Below are 23,855 nucleotides of genomic sequence, written 5' to 3'. Positions count from 1 at the left end.
ATCCCCTTAAACTTACACTATGTTTTGCGATTATCTGTATTTCTCTTACATTTACTGCAATCCACTAAGGTTTTGTTTAATATAATTCTATGCTATGACATGTGATTAAGAAGTTATTTTAATTGAACAATATTTTTTAGTAGTAGTTCTTATAGCGCTATCGATTAATAGAATATAAGAAATGTATTATTTATAATGTTCACTAAAGAAGGAAAGATATTAAAGGTATTAAAGACATTAAAAAAGGTATTAGACCTGATATTGGGCGTGTTATTGAACCAGATCACAATATTAATCCTGCTTTGAAAGAAGGAATAGAGAGAGTTAGTGGAATAGGAGCCATGGATAAAATTTATGCAAAGAAAGCCTTTGAGAGATCACAGAAAGAAGGCGTATTAGTTGAAGAACCTAATGAAAAACCTTTATTGAACATACCAATACATTCTAGACCTAGAAAACAGCAAGAAGATTAGATGTTTAAAAAATAATACCAATGAACGAAAATTAGCAGCTATACTTAACTCTGTACGAAAAAGCCCTAAATTCAGGAATTTTTTTATAAGTTAACGCTTAACATAATTATAATTTATGCGAGTAAAGCTGAACCTGTCTAATAAGCAATATTTAGAGAAACAGATAGAATCGTTGTTTCGCCCTTAGTCAGGGAGACATAACCATTATAAGTTCAAATAAACAAACAGAGTTAAACTACCAGAGTACCTCATAGATGAATATGTTACATTAACCAGTTTTCTGTTACCTTTACTTATTATTAAGTTAATTCAAGCGAGATTTTATAATCACAAGAAGCGGGTGATTTTATAATATAGTGACGCTAAAAAACCAAGTCTATAGCGCTACACCACACTAAGTATTCTGTTTACTAAGTAAAAATAAAATAATTATAAATGGTGTTACTTATTATAATAGCAACCTTTTTATTAGAGCTCTTAAATTTAGGATATTAGTCAGGCTTAGATCAGTCTTCAAATTATGAAAAGGTGATAATCTTGTGTTTACATGGCCATACCTTATCTTGTTTAGTAGATACTCCATCCTCTATTCTTGATAATAGCTATGGTAAAAGTAAGGCATATTATGAGTTATGGACAAAACATTTATTTGGGATAAGTAATTATGTTGCATATATATATAATTTCATTAAAGCAGGATATAGAAAGGAGACAGGCGATTAGTAAATCCCTAGAAAACCTTGGTTTAAAATTTATTTTTATTGATGCTATTTATGGAAAGGAGTTGTCAGAAGATTTTATAAAGATAACTAGAGATAAAAGTAGAGGAGGAATTCTTAATAGAGGCTTCTCAGCAACCCCTGGCGAGATTGGATGTACTTTAAGCCACCTTAAAGCTTACCAAGATATATTGGATAAACATATAGATTGGGCATGTATTTTAGAAGATGATGTTATTTTAGATGAAAGATTTGAGACATTTATTCGTACTTTTCAAGCTACTGAATTAGATCCAACATCACTTTATATTCTTGGTGGTCAGATTGATGTTTCTAAAGATAAAATTGTTAAGAGTATCAAAAACATCACTGTAGTAGGTGGTCAGAAGTTTAGTAAAACTATTAAAAGCGAGGGTTTTATTTATGGAACTTGCTGTTATCTTATGAGCTCATGTTTAGCTGAAAAACTTATAACTTTGTCCCAAGTCAACTTTATAGTTGCTGATGATTGGCAATATTTAGTAGGAAACGATGTTATCCAAAAAATATACTTATCTGAATTTGTCGATCATCCATCAGGCCATTCTAATAAAAGTCGTTTGAAAAAAGAAAGGGAGCTTGCAGCTTTAAACAAAGTATCAATTAACCCTTAATAGAAAAACTTCTTTTCCTTTAAGGGTCAAGGATGATATAAAATCACGACTTAGATTACATGTGTTGAAAGCATATAGGTATATAGAAAAAAGAAACTATTTAACATACCTAACGATATTGCTTCTATAAACAATAGTATACCCCAGTGGAACTACCTAATTAAGAACATTAACCAATTAATAGATCACTTAAAATAGAACGATATAATGGAACCACTTATAACAGACTATTTTAGGTGTTTATGCTCATCATGGTATATTCATGAATGAAAGATTTAAATGAGCATCAACTGAATGTCAACTTCTTCATCCATAATTAACATGATATGAATAATAAATCATTAGTAATGAGGAGTAGCGTATCTTTCCTGCATTATTCTCATGTTTGTCAGGTATACAAATGCCAAAAAGCCAAGTTGAAAACTCTTCGTTTTCAGATTTTTTCATATTCTTCGTTTCAGCCAAGTCTTGAACGGCTTCAATCAACTTCTTGTTACTGGTCACTAGCCACGCTTTTTTGTTAGGTGATAGGTAAGTGCTAATCGTCAAGAACCGTTTAAAGTCGTTATGGCTTTTTTCCGGGAATGAGATAGTAGCTGAGTGCGCAGTGATGCCCGAAGATACCTTCGTGAGATACCACCGATAATTCTCATTATTGTCACGGCGTAAGCTCATAATATTTCTAAAAAATATATCCAGAAATTTGTACTCAATACGTTCTGGGGTATGCTGTTAAATCCGTAGAACCAAACCTGGGAGATTTTAATCAAGTGGCGTTGCAATAAAACTCATGATAAACCTGTCTAGATGATTTCATCCCCAAACCCTTTTGAATTCTAGTTTGATTGTATTCAAGCTCAATATAGAGCTTGCAAGACCTGATTAAACCTTATCAGGTTGTTATTTTAATAAGTAATTTTAGAAAAACTTATTTAATTTAATTGATGTAGAATTAAACAAATGTACTTACCGTATATAACTTCCGTTTTCTATACTGACCCCTATTAAAAAAGGAATGCTTATGAAAAAGCTTGCGGCTTGTCTTGGTCTTGCCTTGGCTTGTATCTCTACCTCTCATGCCCAAACCATCGCTGGTTACAGCTTTGAAAAATACCCTGCTAAAATTTATAACGGTAAACAAGCACCCTTAAAATTAGGTGACTGGCGCTCTTTTCGTACTCGTCTGAAAGCAGCTCATAAAGATGGTGACATTAACTTCGCGGGTAACTATATCGTAACAACCTGGGGCTGTGGTACAAGCTGTGTGTCAGGGGCTATGATTGATAAACGTACTGGCAAAGTATACGATATCCCACTGGGTGAAACTGAGGATGGGGTCACCCCTTATGAAAGTGGCGCAGAACGCTTTGCAGACGGAGCGGAACTCGATGACAATGAGCGTTTGGCTTTCTATTCCAATAGCCGCTTATTTATCAGCTGCAATTGTGAAGGCGAGAAAGTCAATGAAACCACCGGTAAACAACTTATCACCTATTATGTCAACATTTGGGATGAAAAGACCAAAACATTCAAGCTAAAAAAGGTTCAGCAATCTAAACTCGTTACAGTGGACTACAATGAATTTTAAACTAACTTTTTTCTGTATTTACCTTTTAAAGCCAGTTTTTTAGCTTAAAATTGGCTCATACCCCCCCCTACCTTTTTTTAGATGCCTCAGCTTGGGCTATCTTGACGAAAGAAATCAACCACCTCAACGTTGTAGTGGCACACTAAATTTAAGCTGTATTTAAGAGAAGAAATGCTGCGCACGAAAAAGCCAGACAACCTAAGCTATCTGGCTTTAATATTGTGAACGACTTATCTATGATTATGTTCCCGCCACACAGCATACTCACATACTTCACAGCACCAACTGTCTTTTGAGCGCATATAAGGGATGTCTGCTGGTATCTGTAAAGGGCACACATAACCACAGTACTCGCATCGCACATCATCTAAATAAGCAAAACACTCACCGATTGTCTCGAACAGTACTTGAGGGCTTATTTTATACTTCTCACAGACGGTTTCTACATGCGCGATATAATCACTTTCGTTATCATATGACCAGTAATCCTCACAGATATTTAGATCTCGTGCGTTCTGCGTCATATTCGGCTGAAGTTTTACACTCATCACATTCTCCTTAGTAGCCGCCATAGCCAGAATGCGGTAATAGCTCATAAAGCTCGCTCTGAAGCTGATGACACATATCATCAACCAGATAACCAAGACTCACATCCAAGCGCTTCTGCACCCATATACGCATCGCCATATCATTATCAAAGCAAGACTTCACTCCCAAGAAGCGTGCTAGTTTATGACCATATGAGATGTACAACTCACGCATCAATGCATTAGCGATAACATTTGCGTCATTACTGATCGCACCGTCAGGTTTAAACTCACCAAACAGCTGCTCATAATTGATAATTTTCATTGTGACGTCTCCTTGTCTATTTGTTCATTCGTAGTTAGTGCTTCAGCTTCAGAGCTATTCGATGCACTGACTAACTTCTCCTTACTTGCTAGTAGTAAGTTATCCATTGCCGAGCCATCTTGTCGGGTGATATCAGGTACATAGCGGCTATACACCCGAAACAGCATCTCCGTACTACTGTGACCCATCTGCCGTGCTATCCACTCAGGATTCTCACCAGCAGCGAGCCATAGCGTTGCTGCGGTATGCCGAGTTTGGTAAGCACGCCGGTGTTTGAGACCGAGTAGGGCAAGCGTGGGTTTCCATACCCGTCTATTTACATTGCGGTACTCCATTGGATTGCCTTGTGAGTTGCAAAACACGAACTCTGACTTACCAAAGGTACGCTGCTTCTGCTCCAATAAAGCGTCATAGACTAACTGCGACATCGCAATATCACGTTGGGAGCCTAACGTCTTTGTCGGACCCATCTTACCGTTGACTAATGCCCCTCTAATACTAATCTCACGCCGATCAAAGTTAATACAGTCCCACTTGAGCCCGTCGATCTCACTGGTACGCATCCCTGTAAAAAAGCGAATGGTGTAGTAGGGCTTATAGTCAGCACGGACATGTTTTAAAATCAGCCATACCTCATCTAATGTAAAAGGATTTACATCTGGGCGAGCTTGTTTGAGGTTCTTAATGTTTTTATAAGGCATCTCAAACTCATGGCGATCTGATGCTTCTTCTAGTATCATACGAAGTAGTATCATGATCTGATTGATTCTTGCTACTGACAGACTTGACTGACCATCTTTACCGTAACGAACTTTGGCGAGGGAGCTACGGAAGGTCAGCAAGTCTGGTTTTTTTATGGCATGTACCGCTTTACCACCAAATTCAGGTAACAAGTACTTATTTAAAATAATCTGCGTCTTTTGCCGATAGCTCGGCCGCCATTCAATCTTCTTCTCCTCATACCAAATATCGACAAACTGCCCAAAAGTTGGATTGCGACTGATACAAGCTTCCGCTCTATCAGCCAGTGCTGTCATCTCTTTTAGACGCGTGCTCTTCGGAAAGTAGGCGCCATAGTCGAAGATGCCTAGGGTTATTTCTGCTTCCATTTTTTTTGATACTAAAGTCAGCTTTTTAACGTTTGCGGGAGTGTCAGTGAAATTTGTTGGCTCACGACATCGAATACTCATATATCTAAAATCTACGAATAGCTTGCCATTCCTTGCTCTTATTGAGGCCATTGCTTGACTCCTTGTTTAAATAAAAATCATTGTAAAGCCATACCGTTGATGGCACTCATAACTGGCTTACACATATCTTCTTCGATACGCTCCCAGACATATAAAATCTTACGACCGCCAAAAGGACGGATGTAGTGAATATTCTCAATCAAAACAGTGTCTTTCATTTGATTGCGGATAGTACGTGCGTCGTATTTGATACGGTCCGCTAATTCTTGAGTAGTGAGATAAGTCTGTGACATAATGGTTCTCCAGTCAGTATTAAATAGTTTTTGATAAACACTTTGTTGTTGCCAACGAGTACTATATTAACAGAAAAGTAGTCATTGGCAAGTACTTTTTACTTACCAATAAGGAATTTATTGTGATTTTGTGTAACTTACCAGTTCTTTTAGCAGAAAGAAGGTTGCGAGTAGCAGACTTAGTTAGAACGACAGATATTAGTAAATCAACATTGCATAGAATTTATAACGACGAAACTACTCGCATAGAATTTGATACTCTAAGCAAGTTGTGCGAAGTATTAAAGGTAACGCCAGGGGATATTTTGAAGTATGTTCCAGATGAAATTTCTGAACAGGATTCTTCAGACGAGAGATAAAAAGACTATTGAGAATAGTCTCTGATATGGAGCTGCTAGCTAATATAAAGCTAGTGTAGCGAAAGCACTTACTTGCGGAGATTTGCTTCGAATAATAAGTTGGGGTCTCTTTTAAGACAAAGATTAATTTTAGGTATTATTATTATAAATACGAATTCCACAGTTTTTTAAAGAAATGGAATGTATTTTAATCTTGTAATTTTAATTGATTTTTGCTGAATTGAGGTTGGGTTCAAAAATCAGCATAGTGCCAAATTCACGAGGTTAGGTGTCATGATGACTTTTTGACTAGAAAAGGCTAGGTTGTGGTCAGATACGTATACGCAGTTTTAGGGCAGGGCACGGTTTGGGCACCAAATGGGCACCGCACCGAAAATGAGCTTTTTGACTGAGTAGATAAGCTTAACTATATTCAAAAATATATCTCGAGAATTTCTCTACAACCCCCGAAAATTAGACAAAAAAAAGCCTCACTGTTAAGTGAGGCTTTCTTAATATTTGGAGCGGGAAAAGAGATTCGAACTCTCGACCCCAACCTTGGCAAGGTTATGCTCTACCACTGAGCTATTCCCGCTAAATTATCAACTAACTATTAAATAATGACTAGATGATGATGGCGTATTATACGCAGTTTTTTGATTCTGTCAATAGTTTCAGCACAAGAAAGTAAAAGTTAGCAAAATAGGCATGTTATTCCACTATAGAACTATGATATAACAGATGGTTATAATATGTATTCCAAAAGCTTTGCTTGTGATAAATATGCTGAAATACAATCTTATAATTAATTTTAACCATATCGATAACTATGACTATATATAATAAGAAGTCTGAAGGATAAGCAATATGAGTAAACAATATACTATCGCTGATTATTTATTTGACCGTATCGCTGAAGCGGGTGCAACTGAGATATTTGGTGTACCGGGTGATTTTAACCTCACCTTTTTAGATAATATTATTGCCTCCGATAAGTTACGCTGGGTAGGTAATACCAATGAGCTCAACGCAGGATATGCTGCAGATGGCTATGCGCGTGAGCGTGGTTTTGCTGCGATGGTAACGACTTTTGGCGTAGGAGAGCTCTCGGCAATTAACGCCACTGCGGGCTCCTTTGCTGAGTATGCGCCCGTACTCCATGTAGTTGGCGCTCCTACGATGGCGCAGCAACATAGCCAACGCCGAATACACCATTCGCTTGGTGATGGTGTGTTCAACCATTTCATTAAAATGGTAGAACCAGTAACGGTAGCACGTGCACAAATTACCTCCGAAAACGCTGCCTCTGAGATAGATCGGGTGATTCGTATGGTACTTAAAAAGCACCGTCCAGGTTACTTAATGCTATCACAAGATGTGGCGCGTCAGCCTATTTATCCGCCAACGACTAAGTTGATTGATAGTGAAGAGAATATTACGAGCCAAGCGGCACTGACAGATTTTAGACAAGCGTTGCTGGATTTTTTACCCAACAAGACCACTACCTTAATGGCAGATTTAATGGTACACCGCTTGGGCCTGCAAAATCAGCTCAAAGCTTTGATTGCGGATACTAATATTCCTTATACCACTTTATCATGGGGTAAGACTTTACTTGATGAGCAGAGTACGCGTTGGGCGGGGACTTATGCAGGGGTTGCATCACGGCCCGTTGTTAAGGATGCGGTGGAGAGTTGTGAATGCTTGATTAAGATTGGGGTGCAATATACTGACACCACAACCGCAGGGTTTAGCCAAGATATCGATGAGAAGGTTGTGGTCGACCTGCATTATGAGCGTACTAGCATTGGCGGTCAGAATTTTGCGCCTATCGCGCTCAAGGATGCCTTGCAAACTTTACATGAAGTCATGACTTCTGGCATTGAGATTACGCCGAAGCCGCTATGTGCACAGATACAGCCCCATGAGCAAAATGGCGCTGACGATGAAGCCGTTCGTCAAGATGACTTATGGCACATCATTGCTGACCATCTAAACCATAACAACTTAGTGTTTGCGGATCAAGGAACGGCCTATTTTGGGATTAGTGACGTGCGTCTGCCAGAAGGAGTCACTTGCTATGGTCAGCCGATGTGGGGCTCGATTGGTTATACCTTACCTGCCAGCTTAGGCGCCGCTATTGCTTCCCCGAATAAGCGTAGTGTATTACTAATTGGGGATGGCTCAGCCTTACTGACCATTCAAGAAATAGCAATAATGTTGCAAGAACATACCAATCCAGTCATTATCCTCATCAATAATGAAGGTTATACCGTTGAGCGTGCTATTCATGGCGAAAACCAGCCTTATAACGATATTCCTCTATGCAATTGGCAATTAATAGCTCAAGCTTTTGGTGGTAACGAAAACAATAGCTTGTCATTAAAGGTTGAAACTGCTGGTCAACTAAAATCTGCGCTCAAAGAAGCGGCAGCGATTATAGATAAACTGGTATTGTTAGAGGTCATGACCGATAAGCATGATATACCACCTTTACTGGCTGATATCAGTGCGGCGCTCAAGCCATAATCGTATTAAGGTTATACTACTCATCAATCAACAACAGACTATATAGTTACAAATGTAAAAAACCCCATTTAGTAAGTTACTAAATGGGGTTTTTGTACGATGTCTAACGCTTTAAAGCATTGGTTTTAAAGCGTTAATTCACGGTTTAAAAGTGATATTTTACCAGTGCAGCAAATGCATTTTGGTTAACACCATCAATTCCAAACTTATTTTTCCAATAATCATACTCTACGCCAACTTCTAAGCGGTTATCGATACCAAGCATAGGCTGAATATTATATTTGACTTGCGGGTTAAAGTGGATATTGTTTTCAATATCATCGTTGTTAAACGAGAAATCTACATAACCGTCGATCAAGAAGTTATCGCGTTCCCAAGCTGAGGTAAGCGTTATTTTTTGATCATCAGGTTTGTTTTCGTTGAAAGCATGATACAAGGTTGCTGAGGCGTATTTAATTCCTGGCACAGGAAGGTCTAAATCAACACCAACACCTGCCCAGTAGTTGTCTTGACCAAACCCAGTACTGTTCGAGCTGAACTCATACACACCAGCAAGGTTTACTTGCTTAATCAAGCTGTCATTAAATGTGGCAACTTTAAACTTAGGAGATATTTTACCAAAAGTCTCTTTGTATCTTTTAGAACCAGTAACTTCTCCGTCACTATTTTTTAAGTCGTATTTGTCGCCATTATGACGGTCAATAAACATAAAAATACCACCCCAGTCGTGGGTTGAGGCATGCTCAAAAGTTACAGTTGAAAGATCGGCAGTTTGATCAGTAGGTACCATTTTAAAGTTAGTCCCATAAAGGGCAGTAAGACTGGTATCTTTAAATAACGTTTTTGCTTGAGCACCAGTAGTCACAGCGCCTAACGCGACAACGGCAACTAATGCGGCGGTCAATGGCTTGATAATGGATAGTTTGGTAGACAATGGTAAGCTAGTAGATGAATCAAAACGCACAGTATTACTCCCTTATGTACAGTCGTCATTTCCCCATGGGTGTGGGTAGGTTGTGTATACCAAAACTGGTCTTAACATCCTGTTAAAACACGCCAACACCCATGGAAAAGCATAGTAGTTACTAAAGATTGATGTGAATAGATATGGAAAACACCACTCTCTTAACCTAAGTAAATATTCTGAAAAAATACATGCACTTATAAAAGTGTAAATATCAATTACAATAAATAATTTATTGCAACGTTTGGGAATATTTGGTTAAGATTTAGGGTAGTTAATCATATTTTGTAACATCTGACAACTCTATTTTAGACAATTATAAAGTCTATCTAAGTGATTTGTATGAATAATCTTAACTAAGCTCATGATTTTATTGAGATAACTGACTAAATGGTCAGGATTAAATATTTTTTTAAAACGAGTATTAAGATAGAAACTTACAAAGATTCTATGTAGATACTTCGAAAACATAGTAAACAGAGGAAATTAAAAGTAATAAAGGGTAGTAGGTATCTTGTAGGCTTTGTATGGATATTCTGAGTAGAGGGAAGGCGAGTATTAATTGGTATAGATTGATAAACTCGCGGACATTAACTGAATAGGTTTGAAATAATCGTTGGACATTGATAATTGAACTACGTCTGTTTTAGTTGGGTTACCGTATCGTTTTTTAGAGTGTTGGTTTAAGATTTTTTGAAAATCATATGAGTATATAAAAACCCTCATCTACGGATAATTAGACAAGGGTTTTAATGCGAATATTAGTTTTATCGATCGATAGCAATTACTGTAGCTGTTCTAAGAAAGCTCTTTTTTCTATTCTGTGCATTTAGTATATTGTCTTCGACCTTTATAAATATTGGGTGACTTACGGATTCTGAAGGTGATTTATTACTAGAAGAGTTGGCGTCAGCGAAATCGTTTTTACAATTATTAATAGGTTACTTTTGATTAGATGACTGTTTATGACTTATATTTTTATCAAATTGCTCTTGGTTACGGTTTCCAGACCTGTTAAATGGTTATACAGCACTAGATGGTGGCGTAAGTTCATTGACATAGCTAGTATTTTAAGAAGAAGATAGTCTTTGTTAAGCGTTTACTTCAGTGATGTAACTTATTATATGACCAGACAACTCTGTGATTGCGGCCGCATCTTTTATTTCTTGCGATAGCGACATATTAGGCATTTTTGGCTGTGACATTTGGACATAATATTGGCGAGCTGTATTCTAGTGCCAAGGCTCATCCGCATAGCCTTAACCGCGCCCTGTGACATATGTATGACGAAATCCAAATTGATGCCCATTCTTGACCAGCCAACGATGGGTTTCTTGGCCTTTGGCAGTTTTCTAACAGGCTAGAGATATGCTATTAAAGCCCCAATATCGATGCTCCAATGATAGCGACTGATGCCAGGAAACGATAAGTTTGGTAGGGTGCTAATACTAGTAATAAGTGGTATAAAAGCGACTTCTTTAACATTTTTATAGAGCTTCATAGTTTCAATACCAAAAGCTTTCATCATTATCGGAAATGTGATTCCAACCAAGACGTTTACAATAAGGTATGAAGTACCAATAAATTTCCCAAGAGGGATGGCAGTACCTAACCTTTGTGTACCGAATGTGTTTGTAGTGATGCCTAACATCCCGCTAGGCACACATATTAGAATACTATTAAAAAGTTCGGATATGACCTCGTTACTGGCTCCGATTTCGAGCTCATATTATTCATATACAGGTTTTGCGCGCTTGGCCACTGTACACAGCATACCTAAGCTGAATAAGACCCTCATTAGCTTTAGAATGGGTAATCTGGGACGGAGAAGTTATTTTATTATAATAATCTACTCATAGTTTAAGGAGTGAAATGACTAGGTTATTACATTGATAACTCTAGCGCGCCCCAAATCCAGTAAGCGTAGTATGAATGGTTCTAAAGAAAATTAGCAAGTCCAATGTAAATGAGATGTGCTTAATATAATAAAAATCATATTCAATTTTTAATTGGGTTTCTTCGGCCCCAGTAGCATAACCTTGGTTGACTTGTGCCCAACCAGATATGCCAGGTTTGACAATATGACGATAATTAAAAAAAGGAACTTGTTGTTCAAGTTTAACTGCAAAATCAATAAATTCTGCCCTAGGTCCTATTAAGCTCATCTCACCCTTAATAACATTAAGAAATTGAGGAAGCTCATCAACTCTAGTCTTACGAATAAACTTGCCGACCTTGGTAATTCGGTCATCATTATCAACCGTTAAAACTTCTTTAGACGCTTCGCGCATACTACGAAATTTATAGACTTTAATAATCTCACCGCGATAACCAACTCGTGATTGAACATAAAAAACCTTACCACCGTCCTCACGCTTAATCGCTATGGCAGTCAATAGAAAAATTATGAGGGTAAATGGTAGTAATAACAAAATAATTAAGATATCGAGGCAATATTTGATTAGCATATAGTTTTCACAAGGCAGTAGTGAGCCCAGTTCATTCTCATACATATGATTGATTCTAACTCTACCAGTTAATGACTCGCGGATATTACGATGGTGGTAGACAGGAATACCTTGTAAGGTTTTATTAGCAATAAACTCCTGCCAGTCAGCCGTCAAGTCATAGCTATGAAGGTCAGTTACGATACCGTTAACATACTGATCTAAATTGGTGGTATCCAACTTTAACCAATCAGCTGATGGTACTTGTTCGGGCATGTTTAAAGCTCTACCTACTGGTATATAGGCTAGAGTTTGAACTTCATAACGACGATTGATTATGTTAACGATAAACAGGTAACTTAATAGGCAAACGCTACTTAAGCAATAGTAGATAAAAGAAAAAGGAAAATGGGTTAGTTCGGCTAGTGCAAAAATTATAATAAACCAGAAAAGGAATACAGGTAATATATAGGAGGTTGAATTAATACCTGGGAACTGTCGTATCAAGTTCAGGGTAAATAAAGTCAATAAAGTGAGTGTGGCACTGATCAGGATATTAAACGTGCTGGCCTTATCAAAACCTTGAGTTAGGTAATCCCAGTCAAAAAACAGATATGGAATCCAAGTACATAGCAATAAGCCAAAAAATAGCTGAACAGGCAAAAACCGTAAGTACGCTAGTATTTTTTTATTAAACATAATTGGATTCTTTCATTCTCAGGTTGCAGTGCACAGTTAAAAAATTTGATAAGTATAACTTATTAGTAAGGTAAAAGACCATACAATGGTGATTAGTCAGCAATTTAGATAGAAAAGCTACTATAAAAAATGAAAACTATAAAATGATTGCCCGAAAACAAGAGAACTTATTTAAATTTAAGCCATTTTATTTACCAGTCCCATCTCTTTTATCATGATTTCGTTCACTTTGTGCACATCATAAATCTCTTCCGTCAGCTTACGAGACTCCTGTCCCATGATAGCAATCAATTCAGGATTTACTATAAATTTTTCCATAGCAGCGGCTAACTCGTTCACTGCTTTAACCGGCACTAGATAGCCGTTATGACCTTCGGTTACTGTCTCACGACAACCGGGCGCATCTGTGGTAATCACAGGCCGGCCCATAGCCATTGCTTCTAGTACAGAGCGTGATGTACCTTCTCGATAGGAAGGTAAGACGTAGATAGAGCTGGCCGCAATGGCAGGTCTAACATCGTTAAGCTTACCCCAATAGTTAACAATATCATTAGCTACCCATTCGTCTAATTGCGACTGGCTGATTGCTGCTGGGTTTTCATCTATATAGCCAACCAAATGAAACTCAGCTGCTGGATGCTGTTCTTTAATTATCTTAGCGGCTTCAACATACTCGACGATGCCTTTGTCTTTAAGTAGCCTAGCAATGAGTAAAAAAGAAGTTTTAATGTTTCCTGAATCATCGTGGGGAAATGGCAGCACATTAAAATCGGCAACATCAACGCCTGAACCATTGACGATTACCGTAGGGGTAGTAGATTTGAGTAGATTTAGCTTCTTAAATAAGTTTAAATCGTCAGGGTTTTGAAAAAATACTTTACTCGATTTTGCCAATGCTTGTTGATGTAAGCTATATATTAGCGTCTGAAACACACTGCGTTGATTGGTATCTTCAATTTCCTGAAAGGTATATCCTAGCCCTGAAAAAAGAATAAAGCGTTTGGGTACTTTAGCAAGCCATGCGGCTAAAGTGCCATATATAATGGGCTTGATAGTATACGATAAGATATAGTCAGGCTTGATCTTACGCAACAAGCGATAAGTCACCATTAGCGTTTTAATGTCGGCTATTGGGTTAGTCCCAGTACGCTGCATAGGTATAGAATGTATGAAGTAACCAGAGTTTACTAGCGTATTGTAATCTTCAGTGTGAGCTTTTGGATCCGGTGCTAACACATGTACCTCATAACCTAACTTGGCTATTGCCTCTAATAGTTTGCCTCTAAAGTTCAGTACATGAGGTAAGTAATTTGCACATATTAAAAACTTCACAATATTCTACCTGGTTGGTTTAATTTTTTTATTAAAAGTATGTTGAAACTGAATGTTAAAAAACAAATAAAATGTCTCATGCTATTCTTTAAGAACCACATTTTTCTTCAAAAAGAGCTTTTGAATATTGCAGTCAGCGCAGACGAACAAGACATAAATCACTACGAATGCATAGCGATAGCGCACAGCCGTTCCATAGTTGGCCACAACCAACCCATAGACAGACATGCCTAAAGCCATAAATAGCAACCAAAAGGCTAGCTTGTCAGGCCGCTTTATCCAGGCTTGTCGAGTGATTGAAAATAGAATAGCTAATACAAATAAGTTTTCAACTGACTGTATCAACTGTAAAGGGCTACTTGCTTCCCATGGCAAAGGTTTAGATAAGAAATAGAAAGCTGACGTCAGACCTTGAAACACGAAGTCACCTGCACCTGTAATGAGGCTAATGTCTTTCGGATTACCGCCATCTTCAACGAACATAGACACTCTAGCATCATTAACTATAGGGATAGCAATAGGCGCAGAGACCAGTAGGGCAGCTAAGCCGATAGCAACAATAACCAAGGCCTTAGTTAATCCCATACCTTTCTTGGCAACATTAAATATAAAATACAATAAAACAATCGGACCCAAAATGTAAAAATTTTGGACTTTAATTAAATATATTGGAATTATACAAAGCACACTTCTAATAATTTTAGATTCACGAGCATAAACTATCGTCAAAGTCATAAAGAAAAATATTAATGTTTCTCTTAAGCTTAGCGCAGTATATAAAGCAGCACTGGGAAATAGCAAATAAAACCACACAGATACGTTCGTGAATATCTTTTTTACATATAGAATAAAGAACAGAATTATATAAAGAAAGGTGTTATAGAATCCTAAACTTATAACTGAAACAGGTGTTGGAAATGGGATCGACGCAAGCAGCGCGCTGGCTTGTAATACGTTTCCTGAATCATTTAGAGCTTCAAAAAAACCCATTTCACCACTTCTAATATTGTTGACTGTAAGCCAGTATTTTAATTGGTCCGGCATGTAAGAAGCTTTAAATAATACATCATTTAAAACAAGTGGTAAAAAGCAGTGCAGTGCTAATACAATCTGATAGTTACGTGGAACTTGAAACTTATATCCAATTATTATTATTAATAACAGACACATAAATAGGCTAGGTAGTTCAAACAATCTTGTACCTACAAAACCGTAGTTATAAATCCAACTTGGGTCTGACATTTAGTTATCTCTATGGTTTGATATCAATTTAAAAACCTAAATTTGCCATTTTTTTTAGTTATTTCATTATTAACCTATAAGTTAAATTTTGACTGCGGCGTAAAATACTCTATTAAAACCATTATATCTGTCGTTAAGCATACAGTTTAAGGTAAGCGTCAACATTCGCACTTAATGAATAATGATTAATAATACGCGTCCGTGCGGCAGCTCCAATACTAGAGCGCTCGTCATCACTCAAGTCCAAAGCTTTATTAAGTGCTTGAGCTAACAATATATTATTATTAGGCTCAACAAGAAACCCTTCTGAACCAACGACCTCACGGACACCGCCACAATCCGTTGCCACAACAACACACTCACAAGCCATAGCTTCAGCAACAACAAGACCAAAGCCTTCCCAAGCTGATGATAAAACAAAAAGATCACTTGCTGACATTAAGGCTGGAATGTCTCGTCGTATACCTAAAAACTCAACGAACTCAGCAATTTCTAATTTGTTAAGTAATAACATAAGCTCTTCTTTAAGAGGCCCATCACCAGCAATCAAAAATTTAAAATCGTACCGTTGTTTTTTTAGTAGAAAGATAGAGTTCAGTAAATTTTGGTAGTCTTTTTGATGGTTTAAACGACCTACAGCCAAAACTACCTTCTGGTTAACAATATCTAATTCAATACGCTTGTTTTTGCGAGCATCTTTATCAAAATAAAACTGGTTAATATCTATACCATTTACAACACTTATCATACGACCTGATTTAACCGCACCTTTCTCTACAAGGGTATCTACGGCTTCTTGACTAACATTTGTTGATATGTCAGCTAGTTTATAAGTTGAGCGATAAGCTAACATTCTAAGCCGACCGCCTTCATGTGTATTGTGGGAAGAAGAAACAATTTTAGGAACGCTAATAGTTAAGCGTAGTAGTCTAGATATGATATTCGAGTGAAACATATGACTATGTATTACATCAGGCTTGAATTCATTAACTACGCTTCTTAACTTGAAGTAAGCCTTTACAAAATCTTTAGGACTGTTCATTCCAATTGATATTAACTCTATATCATGGCTCTTTGGCGAAACTATAACGTCACCGGTCAAATAAGCTATTTTTACTGTATGGCCTAACGTAACAAGCTCATCAGCTAGATTCGTCACGACGTGTTCAGCACCACCCATACCTAGACCAGTTATCACCATCAATACTTTCACTTAACTTACCTTTTTTTACCTATTAAAAATTCAATGCGCTCACTACTTGCCCCTAATACTTTATCCTCACCAAGTAATGTGAGTTTGATAACTAAGGTCAACTAACTTTCGCAGTGCTGAGCCAAAATTGTAAATATGTATATCAAGAGTTTATTGAATCTACTTTTATTAGGAGTAAGTAAATAAGAAACTTAGAGTGTTAGAAATTTTCACATCCAATGTTTTTAAGGACTTTTATCTAAAAATAGTTTCAGATATCCGAAATTCAAATTCCAAGGACTTGTTGGTGCTTTTGGATGACACGCTCCTCAGTAAAAGGTTCTATAGCTTCTTTTAATAGCTCTGGAGGTGTAGGGTTTTCAAGTGCTTCCTTAATTGCATTAGCCATACTTTTAGGATCATGCATAGGAACCAGATATCCATACTTGCCATCTTTTAATACTTCTCTTGGCCCTGTAGGACAATCGGTAGAAACCAGAGTACAACCTGCCGCCATGGCCTCAATCAAAACATTAGGAAGGCCTTCAAAATAGGATGAAAGAGCGAATACATCTGCTTGCTTAAAAAACTTAAGCGGATTTTCTTGAAAACCCAATAGGCGTACAACGTCAGTTAGCTCTTCTTTCTCAATTAAAGCTTCTAGTTCTGGTCGGAAATCTCCCTCTCCAAGAATAGCGAGCTTAATCGGTCCATTTTTTCTTAATGTACTGATAGCATTAATTAAGTCAGGATAACCTTTCCCTGGGCAAAGTCTACCGGCCGTAATAATTAAGGGAACAGACTTATCTGTTATCCAAAAATCATCCACTGGTTCAGATATTTTTCTTAACGTATCAGAATCATAGGCCATATTATATATACACTGATGTCCTGTTTCTCCGAATATGGCTCGATAGTCTTTAGCCATATCTTCGGATACACAAACAAGTGCATCTATTCTTTTGTTTATAAGAATACTAGAATATTTAAGAGCCCACTTCTTTGAAAAAGGCTTATTAGAATAGGCACGGTAAGGAGAAATACGAGATGAAGCGCTAATCTTAGCTTTTGATCCAGTTACAAGGGTAGCTATTGCAACGATCGCATTGAGATGGTCTTCAGCAGTAAAAATGACATCTGGCTTGAATCTTTTAATATGTGAAATGATAGGTGTAAGCAATTTATAAGTACGCGGAGTGTCCAAGTTTATAACTGTGGCACCATTAATGACTGGTACTTCTAAGCCATCCGGAACATACCCCATAACAAACTCAACGATGTAGTCTCTTCGTAAAAACGCTTTCGCCAAGCGAATCTGAGCAAGAGGAACCCCTGAGTGGGAATATCTCGCAATAAAAAAAATTATTTTTGCTTTCATATATAATCTGTCTTTTTTAAATTAAATTTAGTTCTTATTTATATATTTCTAATATCTCGATATCTTATTAATTTATAAATAATAAAATATAAATTTTTTAACGATTGATAGTTATCCAAACTATATATAATAAGAATGCAGTTATTATCAATAGATTATAGTTTGACTCTAATAATAAAAATTCTTATTGTCATACTTAATTTAATTATTTTATAAGTTGTTTATCTTGGGTATCCTTTTGAGCGAGCTTTTAAGAATATGTTTTATGGAATATTTTATAAATAAATTATAACTTATTGAAGGATATCTATTTTTTAGCTTTAGGAAATTATTTAAATCTTTTGAGCGAGCATACTGATATAATCTATTAGTAATTATTTCTTTAAAGTATTTTTTCTCATCAAAGTCTATAACTTTATTGAGGTTAATATGATATACATATGTGCTTTCTAAGTTTTTACTTAGACTAGTCCTATTTTCCGCTTCAACTCTATATATTGCAGTTATAACAGAGCTTTTTATAATATTATAGTTACGTGCTAATCTTACCCATAAATCTGTATCTTCTCCACGAGTCATAGACTCATTAAAAACCCCTACATGATCAAAACAAATCTTATTAATTGTAATTACATCAGTACATATTATATTTTCTTTTGATGCCTCTTTGAAGTAGTTTTCAATTATAAATATAGAGTTTTTGCGAGAATGCCTAAACATCTTTCTTTCATCAGAGTATCTAAATGAAGTTGCAAATATCTTTTCATCTGGAAACATGCGCATCATTTTTTTTACTTCTTCAAGATGATTATCTTCCCATAAATCATCACCATCTAGAAAAGCAATCCATTCATGACGAGCTTTTCTTATTCCACAGTTACGTGCTGCCGACACGCCTTGATTTGACTGGCTAACCAAGCGAATCCTGTCATCGCTTATACTCTTAACAATTTTAGCACTACCATCGATAGAGCCGTCATCTATAACGATAATTTCAAAATCTTGATACGTTTGATTAAGTACAGATTGTATCGTATTTTTTATACTAAGCTCTTTGTTGTATAGAGGAATGACTACAGTAAACATACTAAATAATTACTCCTGTAAAGTTTAACTCAGACTTGTTTTTCATTTCGTCTAGTTTCGTTGGGTAAATATAGTTACTCTGATCATTCAATATATCTATAATAGAGTTGGCTTTTTCTACTGGATTATATTCACTATCAAATAACCTTAGGCTTTTATCATAATGAATATCATCAAGGAAATCCCCACATTTTCTATGATATTCATTTAACATAAATGGAGTATTTGAAAAGCAAGCAAAAATAGCAGCATGTAAACGTGTCGATATTACGAAATCACAAGATGATATTTCATTCCATGTTGCTCGTGTTTCTTTGTTGTAGTTTATTATTTCATAGCTATTAGGTGCCACTCTCTCTATCGTTTCTTGTGTTAAGCGTAGGTCACCTACAGTTGGGTGACCATTTATAATAAAAAACTTGAAGTGTATATCTTCTTTTTTATCCAAAACCTTTAAAAGATTAATAACTTTAGCGTTTCTCTTATGTTCATTTTCAATATTATTTTTATCAACGATACTTTCAAAAGGACAAACACTTATGCCGACCACTTTTGTGTTATTTAATAAAATATCTTTTTTTTGTATTCCATAAATTTCTGGAAGCAATGCAGCTAAATCAAAAGCATTGACTGGTTCATAAGGTAAATCTAAACTCATTGCAAAGTCAAAAGAAGCTTGATCTCTGACTGCTAAGAAATCAATGTTTTTTAAATAGTCGATCGTTGACTCTTCATCTTTTGTAGTTCTAAATGGCCCTATTGAAACCCCGATACCACCAATCTTAATTTTAGAATGTTTTTTCTTATGTTCCATAGCAAGACGTTTAATATTACTAGCCTGTAGCTCCTTGTTCATTGTTGAACCACCAGCCGAAATCAAATAATCAGTTAATGGAAGTAGTATTTTGTCTTGTAAGTGATATGTTTTTGGAATACTTAGGGGATAACCTCTGATATCTCTACACAATATAGGGAGTCCCTTTTTTCTTGATAGGTATATACTATTACTTTTATTCCAGTATTTTTTTGCCCCCCAAGAAGCTACTTCTAAAAAAGCATCATCACCTGTATTTAGTTGCCCATAATAGCCTGTAAACAAAATTTCAGATTTGAAAATATTTTTATACATTGTATAGTAAACCTCATTACAAACTGTTTGATCATATGTTGGTCTTTCTAACCCTTCGAGCAGAAATAATAGTAATATTAATTAAAAAAACTTTTTATAGCTTGTTAAACCTTTTAATAATTAGCCATTTGCCCACTCGCTAGAATCATATTTTAGGAGACAGTTTTAGGCTTTAATACTATGAGTTATAATCTTCTTTCTTTCCAATGACGCAAAAAATAATGAACAGTCCTCGATTTTAATGCTAAAGAGTAAGTAACTTGTTTAATCCTTGCAGCTAGATTAATCCTAGAAGTCAAATAACCTATATCCGACTCAAAATAACCTGCTGTAACTATTTTAGGATATAAAACTACTGTGCTTTGATTCAAACCTTTTTCTCTAATACAAAATGTATCGGCTGTATTCTGAATTTTTTCTAAACTATCTTCAACTAGCTTCCTAGCACCAACATAATCAACGATATAAGAATGAGCGCCTGCGACATGCCCATCTACAGGATATTTAAAAAACGAGAAACCAGATCCTGAGCAATTTATATCAAGGCGCTTTTCAAAACTACCCTTAGACCAGTGATACCCCGGAAAAGCAATATGCAATGAATGCTCGTGCATAAGCTTAATTGTATTTGTTATTTTTTTTTTGAAACTACTAGTAAGTACTGCATCATCTTCGAGAATTAAGGTATAACCACTTTTAAAATTGGAGGCAATCAACTGAGCTCTTCTATGGCTATCAGCACAAGCGAGGGCATTTCTATTTACTGAATGGTGTATTTTATTATGATAAACATATTTTACTCTGTCTCCTATATTATTTTCTATCCATTCATCAGTTAGCAATGAACCTTCTGTTGCTTCTAAAAAATCATAAGGGATATCCAAATTATCTAATTGCTTTGATATGCTAGCTCTACGTTCAGAAGATGCCTTTAAATTAATTACTAAAATTTTTAAATTCATATGTTTACACCAGTTAGAAATATTTATTATTTATTATTTTAATATAATACTCTGAAGAAAATATTATCCTTATATATAATTAAATTTTTAAAAACATAAAGTATAATTGTTATAAAAACTTTTTAAAGATTGTTTTTACTAAAATCTTACTTGTTTTCTTTGGATCTAAAATAACCAATTTAACCATATTGAGTAGTTTATTATTATTTAAATATATTAATTCCTTATATGTGTTATGCCATTTTATATTGTTTACTGCTTTGACATAAAGTTTTGAATCTGAAAAAAAACTTAATACTTCAAGTCGTCCAGAATTCATTTTTCTAAAGTCTTTCGAAATGTTTGCATCATGTTTTCTGTAAAATGCAAATACTTCATCCATATTAAATATATTAGCTTCCCTGCTTAGAAGCAACCACATATACCAATCTTCAATGAACATATTTGGTTTATAGCCACCTGTCTTCCTCATATTATTCATTCTAATCATTTGAGTAGGTGCAAGAAGACTGTGTTTGTGCATTATAATATCGTCAAAGCTATACGCTCTTGCTTTCCTAACAAACTTTTCTAACTTTCTATTGTTTTCATCTATTACTTGGACTCCTCCGAACACAGCCACATAGTCCCTATTATTCTCTAGAAAATTTACTTGGACGCTCGTTTTATAATTAAACATTTGATCATCTGAAGCAATGACTGAGAAATATTCACCCGTACACCACTCCATTGCCTCATTTAAGGTAGAACTAAGCCCTTTGTTTGGTCTGTTTCTAAACTCGAATTTAACAAACCTCTCCTCGCATATCTTAACCATTTCTTTTATTTTCAATACAGAGTTATCTTTCGACCCATCATCTATGACAATTAACTCTATATTTTCGTAAGTTTGCTCAATCACACTTTTGATTGAGTCTTTTACGAATTCCTCATGATTATAACAAGGTATAACTACGGAAACTAAAGGTTGACTATACTGCATAATTACTCTCTTCGTTTTTTAATATTAAATATATAATTAATAAAAAGATAACATATTACACTAGATAAACGATAGATGTACTTTCAAAACTAAATATTTTAGTGAATGAACAAGTTGAAATCATTAGTAAAACTAAATAAATGATTTATATATTTAAGAAAAGACTTGTTATGACTTGATTCAAAATTATATAGATGAACATCCAACTACCAGTTTTAAGAAAGCTTCAGTAATTTGCCATAAAAATAGTTCTAGTATAGGTAAGGACATGTGTACGAAAAAAAATTTAATCTCTTAGTAGATCAATGGTTATATTTTAAGTAAGTACAATACATTAATGTCAGATAAATGAAAATAACATGAATATATATTAGAAAATTACTTGCTTTAAGCACATAAACGAATAGCTATCTGTTTATGATTAGAAATTCGATTATCAATTTAAATATTGATATTATACTACCTAATATCCTTCAGATCGCCCTTTACTTATTTTTATCTCTATAGCATTAAGTTGTATACTTTATCACTGCTTTATTGGTTGCTCCACTACCAAAAGTAATAACTATTTAAATTAGCCAATTACAGCATAAACAGATGGTCCAACATAGACTGCTAGTATCTTGTTCATCATAAACATAGTAGCCGTCTTAATTAAGACGGCCATGCCATTGAGCGCACTTGTTTTGAGTAAGTTCATTTACAACTTAAACTCATTACAGAGCTGAATTATATTTTGGACATCATCCAATGGTAAAGTTGGCCCTATAGGCAAGCTCAATACTTGCTGATGGATTATTTCTGAAACGGGATAACTCAATTCATTCCACTCTTTATAGGCCTGCTGTTTATGCGGTGGAAGAGGATAGTGTATTAGAGTTTGCACCCCGTTATCAGCTAAATAACGTTGTAGTGCATCACGTTGATCACAACGGATAACAAACACATGCCAAACATGTGCTTCGTCACATGATGTAGGTAATACAATAGCAGGATTATTAATACCACTAATATACGCTGTAGCAACAGCACGACGAGCTACAATCTCAGCATCTAAATAACGAAGTTTTACACGAAGCATGGCAGCTTGGATTTCGTCCAAGCGACTATTTACACCTTGATATAGGTTTTCATATTTTTTATGACTGCCATAATTTCCCAGTGCACGTAATGTCTGAGCTAATTCATCATCATTGGTAGTAACAGCGCCCGCATCACCTAGCGCACCTAGATTTTTACCTGGATAGAAGCTAAAACCACTAGCATGCCCCCAATTACCTGCTTTCTTACCATCAATATTGGCACCATGTGCTTGAGCTGAATCTTCAAGTACTAATAAATTATGACGCTTGGCTATATCCATTATAGCTGGCATATTAGCTAATTGACCATACAGATGCACAGGTAAAATAGCACGCGTTTTCTTAGTAATAGCCGCTTCTGTGTTCTTCGGACACAAGTTATATGTGGCCATATCCGGCTCAACTAAAACGGGTACCAAACGGTTTTCAGTAATAGCAAGAATACTAGCGATATAGGTATTAGCCGGAACGATAACCTCGTCGCCTTCCTTTAATTTACCTAGCTCTTTCCATGCACGCAGAGTAAGCATTAGTGCATCAAGTCCATTGGCAACACCAATTGCATGCTTGGTACCGCAATAGGCTGCAAACTCTTGCTCAAAGGCACGCACTTCTGTCCCTTGTACATACCAACCAGAATCAATCACATTGGTGCAAGCGGCGATAAGCTCATCGCGATATTGGGCATTAATAGCTTTGAGATCTAAGAAAGGAATCATTTTATA

Annotated in this window: 21 protein-coding genes and 1 tRNA gene; 5 read left to right on the top strand and 17 right to left on the bottom strand. The window is 35.9% G+C overall.

Features of this window, described 5'->3' with window-relative positions; genetic code table 11:
• Positions 1–341: 341 nt before the first annotated feature.
• The 3 genes from ES754_RS12335 to ES754_RS03980 all read left to right on the top strand — a co-directional run bounded on the left by ES754_RS12335 (position 342) and on the right by ES754_RS03980 (position 3,433).
• Positions 342–473: a hypothetical protein gene (locus ES754_RS12335; protein WP_265090704.1), complete on the top strand. Its 132-nt coding sequence runs from the start codon at positions 342–344 to the stop codon at positions 471–473.
• A 664-nt stretch (positions 474–1,137) separates the two neighbouring features.
• The gene (locus ES754_RS03990) at positions 1,138–1,845 is read left to right on the top strand and encodes a glycosyltransferase family 25 protein (protein WP_147222256.1); all 708 of its coding nucleotides are present in this window, start codon (positions 1,138–1,140) and stop codon (positions 1,843–1,845) included.
• A 1,021-nt stretch (positions 1,846–2,866) separates the two neighbouring features.
• Positions 2,867–3,433: a hypothetical protein gene (locus ES754_RS03980; protein WP_147222252.1), complete on the top strand. Its 567-nt coding sequence runs from the start codon at positions 2,867–2,869 to the stop codon at positions 3,431–3,433.
• A 230-nt stretch (positions 3,434–3,663) separates the two neighbouring features.
• Here ES754_RS03980 and ES754_RS03975 read toward each other — a convergent pair whose 3' ends face one another.
• The 4 genes from ES754_RS03975 to ES754_RS03960 are packed head-to-tail and all read right to left on the bottom strand — an operon-like array spanning position 3,664 to position 5,768.
• A complete protein-coding gene (locus ES754_RS03975; RefSeq protein ID WP_227677701.1) occupies positions 3,664–3,981 on the bottom strand; it encodes a hypothetical protein in 318 nt (105 codons plus the stop codon).
• 10 nt (positions 3,982–3,991) lie between these two features.
• Complete coding sequence (locus tag ES754_RS03970; RefSeq protein ID WP_147222250.1) at positions 3,992–4,285, bottom strand: hypothetical protein; 294 nt, start codon at positions 4,283–4,285, stop codon at positions 3,992–3,994.
• Entirely contained in the window at positions 4,282–5,526 is a 1,245-nt protein-coding gene (locus tag ES754_RS03965; RefSeq protein ID WP_147222248.1) for a site-specific integrase, read from the bottom strand. Before ES754_RS03965 ends, ES754_RS03970 begins: the two co-directional genes overlap by 4 nt.
• 26 nt (positions 5,527–5,552) lie before the next feature.
• On the bottom strand, positions 5,553–5,768 hold the full coding sequence (locus ES754_RS03960) for a hypothetical protein (RefSeq protein ID WP_147222245.1): 216 nt from the start codon (positions 5,766–5,768) through the stop codon (positions 5,553–5,555).
• Between the two features lie 122 nt (positions 5,769–5,890).
• Between ES754_RS03960 and ES754_RS03955 the strand changes: the two genes are divergently transcribed.
• Positions 5,891–6,127 carry a helix-turn-helix domain-containing protein gene (locus ES754_RS03955; RefSeq protein ID WP_147222241.1) on the top strand — a complete coding sequence of 79 codons (237 nt, stop codon included), beginning with the start codon at positions 5,891–5,893 and terminating at the stop codon, positions 6,125–6,127.
• Between the two features lie 499 nt (positions 6,128–6,626).
• On the opposite strand, the gene ES754_RS03950 is transcribed toward ES754_RS03955, so the two are convergent.
• Positions 6,627–6,701, bottom strand: a tRNA-Gly gene (locus ES754_RS03950).
• 272 nt (positions 6,702–6,973) lie between these two features.
• On the opposite strand from ES754_RS03950, the gene ES754_RS03945 reads away from it, so the two are divergent.
• Positions 6,974–8,635 carry an alpha-keto acid decarboxylase family protein gene (locus ES754_RS03945; protein WP_147222239.1) on the top strand — a complete coding sequence of 554 codons (1,662 nt, stop codon included), beginning with the start codon at positions 6,974–6,976 and terminating at the stop codon, positions 8,633–8,635.
• A 145-nt stretch (positions 8,636–8,780) separates the two neighbouring features.
• Here ES754_RS03945 and ES754_RS03940 read toward each other — a convergent pair whose 3' ends face one another.
• The 12 genes from ES754_RS03940 to ES754_RS03885 all read right to left on the bottom strand — a co-directional run bounded on the left by ES754_RS03940 (position 8,781) and on the right by ES754_RS03885 (position 23,849).
• Entirely contained in the window at positions 8,781–9,599 is an 819-nt protein-coding gene (locus tag ES754_RS03940; protein WP_227677703.1) for a DUF5020 domain-containing protein, read from the bottom strand.
• A 1,360-nt stretch (positions 9,600–10,959) separates the two neighbouring features.
• Positions 10,960–11,316: a cation:dicarboxylate symporter family transporter gene (locus ES754_RS12490; protein WP_147223273.1), complete on the bottom strand. Its 357-nt coding sequence runs from the start codon at positions 11,314–11,316 to the stop codon at positions 10,960–10,962.
• A gap of 181 nt (positions 11,317–11,497) precedes the next feature.
• Entirely contained in the window at positions 11,498–12,745 is a 1,248-nt protein-coding gene (locus ES754_RS03930) for a sugar transferase (protein ID WP_147222237.1), read from the bottom strand.
• Between the two features lie 177 nt (positions 12,746–12,922).
• A complete protein-coding gene (locus ES754_RS03925) occupies positions 12,923–14,077 on the bottom strand; it encodes a glycosyltransferase family 4 protein (RefSeq protein ID WP_147222235.1) in 1,155 nt (384 codons plus the stop codon).
• 81 nt (positions 14,078–14,158) lie between these two features.
• Complete coding sequence (locus tag ES754_RS03920) at positions 14,159–15,319, bottom strand: hypothetical protein (protein WP_147222233.1); 1,161 nt, start codon at positions 15,317–15,319, stop codon at positions 14,159–14,161.
• Positions 15,320–15,452: 133 nt separating this feature from the next.
• On the bottom strand, positions 15,453–16,532 hold the full coding sequence (locus ES754_RS03915; protein ID WP_147222231.1) for a glycosyltransferase: 1,080 nt from the start codon (positions 16,530–16,532) through the stop codon (positions 15,453–15,455).
• Positions 16,533–16,797: 265 nt separating this feature from the next.
• Positions 16,798–17,889, bottom strand: a complete 1,092-nt coding sequence (locus ES754_RS03910) for a glycosyltransferase (protein ID WP_147222229.1) — start codon at positions 17,887–17,889, stop codon at positions 16,798–16,800.
• 210 nt (positions 17,890–18,099) lie between these two features.
• A complete protein-coding gene (locus tag ES754_RS03905; protein ID WP_147222227.1) occupies positions 18,100–18,975 on the bottom strand; it encodes a glycosyltransferase family 2 protein in 876 nt (291 codons plus the stop codon).
• A gap of 1 nt (position 18,976) precedes the next feature.
• Positions 18,977–20,104: a polysaccharide pyruvyl transferase family protein gene (locus tag ES754_RS03900; protein WP_147222225.1), complete on the bottom strand. Its 1,128-nt coding sequence runs from the start codon at positions 20,102–20,104 to the stop codon at positions 18,977–18,979.
• Between the two features lie 185 nt (positions 20,105–20,289).
• Positions 20,290–21,066, bottom strand: a complete 777-nt coding sequence (locus ES754_RS03895; protein WP_147222223.1) for a glycosyltransferase family 25 protein — start codon at positions 21,064–21,066, stop codon at positions 20,290–20,292.
• A gap of 109 nt (positions 21,067–21,175) precedes the next feature.
• A complete protein-coding gene (locus tag ES754_RS03890) occupies positions 21,176–22,048 on the bottom strand; it encodes a glycosyltransferase family 2 protein (RefSeq protein WP_147222221.1) in 873 nt (290 codons plus the stop codon).
• Between the two features lie 700 nt (positions 22,049–22,748).
• Positions 22,749–23,849: a DegT/DnrJ/EryC1/StrS family aminotransferase gene (locus tag ES754_RS03885; protein WP_147222219.1), complete on the bottom strand. Its 1,101-nt coding sequence runs from the start codon at positions 23,847–23,849 to the stop codon at positions 22,749–22,751.
• Positions 23,850–23,855: the final 6 nt, after the last annotated feature.

It is taken from the genome of Psychrobacter frigidicola, from assembly GCF_007997305.1.
Taxonomy (GTDB): Bacteria; Pseudomonadota; Gammaproteobacteria; order Pseudomonadales; family Moraxellaceae; genus Psychrobacter; species Psychrobacter frigidicola.
This window is presented reverse-complemented; position numbering and strand designations above follow the sequence as displayed.

Excerpts from the sequence above, each read along its gene's own strand:
- ES754_RS03910 (WP_147222229.1), bottom strand. The coding sequence starts at position 17,889 with ATGAAAGCAAAAATAATTTTTTTTATTGCGAGATATTCCCACTCAGGG.
- ES754_RS03920 (WP_147222233.1), bottom strand. The coding sequence starts at position 15,319 with ATGTCAGACCCAAGTTGGATTTATAACTACGGTTTTGTAGGTACAAGA.
- ES754_RS03970 (WP_147222250.1), bottom strand. The coding sequence starts at position 4,285 with ATGAAAATTATCAATTATGAGCAGCTGTTTGGTGAGTTTAAACCTGAC.
- ES754_RS03965 (WP_147222248.1), bottom strand. The coding sequence starts at position 5,526 with ATGGCCTCAATAAGAGCAAGGAATGGCAAGCTATTCGTAGATTTTAGA.
- ES754_RS03905 (WP_147222227.1), bottom strand. The coding sequence starts at position 18,975 with ATGTTTACTGTAGTCATTCCTCTATACAACAAAGAGCTTAGTATAAAA.
- ES754_RS03930 (WP_147222237.1), bottom strand. The coding sequence starts at position 12,745 with ATGTTTAATAAAAAAATACTAGCGTACTTACGGTTTTTGCCTGTTCAG.
- ES754_RS03895 (WP_147222223.1), bottom strand. The coding sequence starts at position 21,066 with ATGAATTTAAAAATTTTAGTAATTAATTTAAAGGCATCTTCTGAACGT.
- ES754_RS03945 (WP_147222239.1), top strand. The coding sequence starts at position 6,974 with ATGAGTAAACAATATACTATCGCTGATTATTTATTTGACCGTATCGCT.
- ES754_RS03980 (WP_147222252.1), top strand. The coding sequence starts at position 2,867 with ATGAAAAAGCTTGCGGCTTGTCTTGGTCTTGCCTTGGCTTGTATCTCT.
- ES754_RS03890 (WP_147222221.1), bottom strand. The coding sequence starts at position 22,048 with ATGCAGTATAGTCAACCTTTAGTTTCCGTAGTTATACCTTGTTATAAT.
- ES754_RS03885 (WP_147222219.1), bottom strand. The coding sequence starts at position 23,849 with ATGATTCCTTTCTTAGATCTCAAAGCTATTAATGCCCAATATCGCGAT.
- ES754_RS12335 (WP_265090704.1), top strand. The coding sequence starts at position 342 with ATGGATAAAATTTATGCAAAGAAAGCCTTTGAGAGATCACAGAAAGAA.
- ES754_RS03960 (WP_147222245.1), bottom strand. The coding sequence starts at position 5,768 with ATGTCACAGACTTATCTCACTACTCAAGAATTAGCGGACCGTATCAAA.
- ES754_RS03975 (WP_227677701.1), bottom strand. The coding sequence starts at position 3,981 with ATGAGTGTAAAACTTCAGCCGAATATGACGCAGAACGCACGAGATCTA.
- ES754_RS03900 (WP_147222225.1), bottom strand. The coding sequence starts at position 20,104 with ATGTATAAAAATATTTTCAAATCTGAAATTTTGTTTACAGGCTATTAT.
- ES754_RS03990 (WP_147222256.1), top strand. The coding sequence starts at position 1,138 with ATGTTGCATATATATATAATTTCATTAAAGCAGGATATAGAAAGGAGA.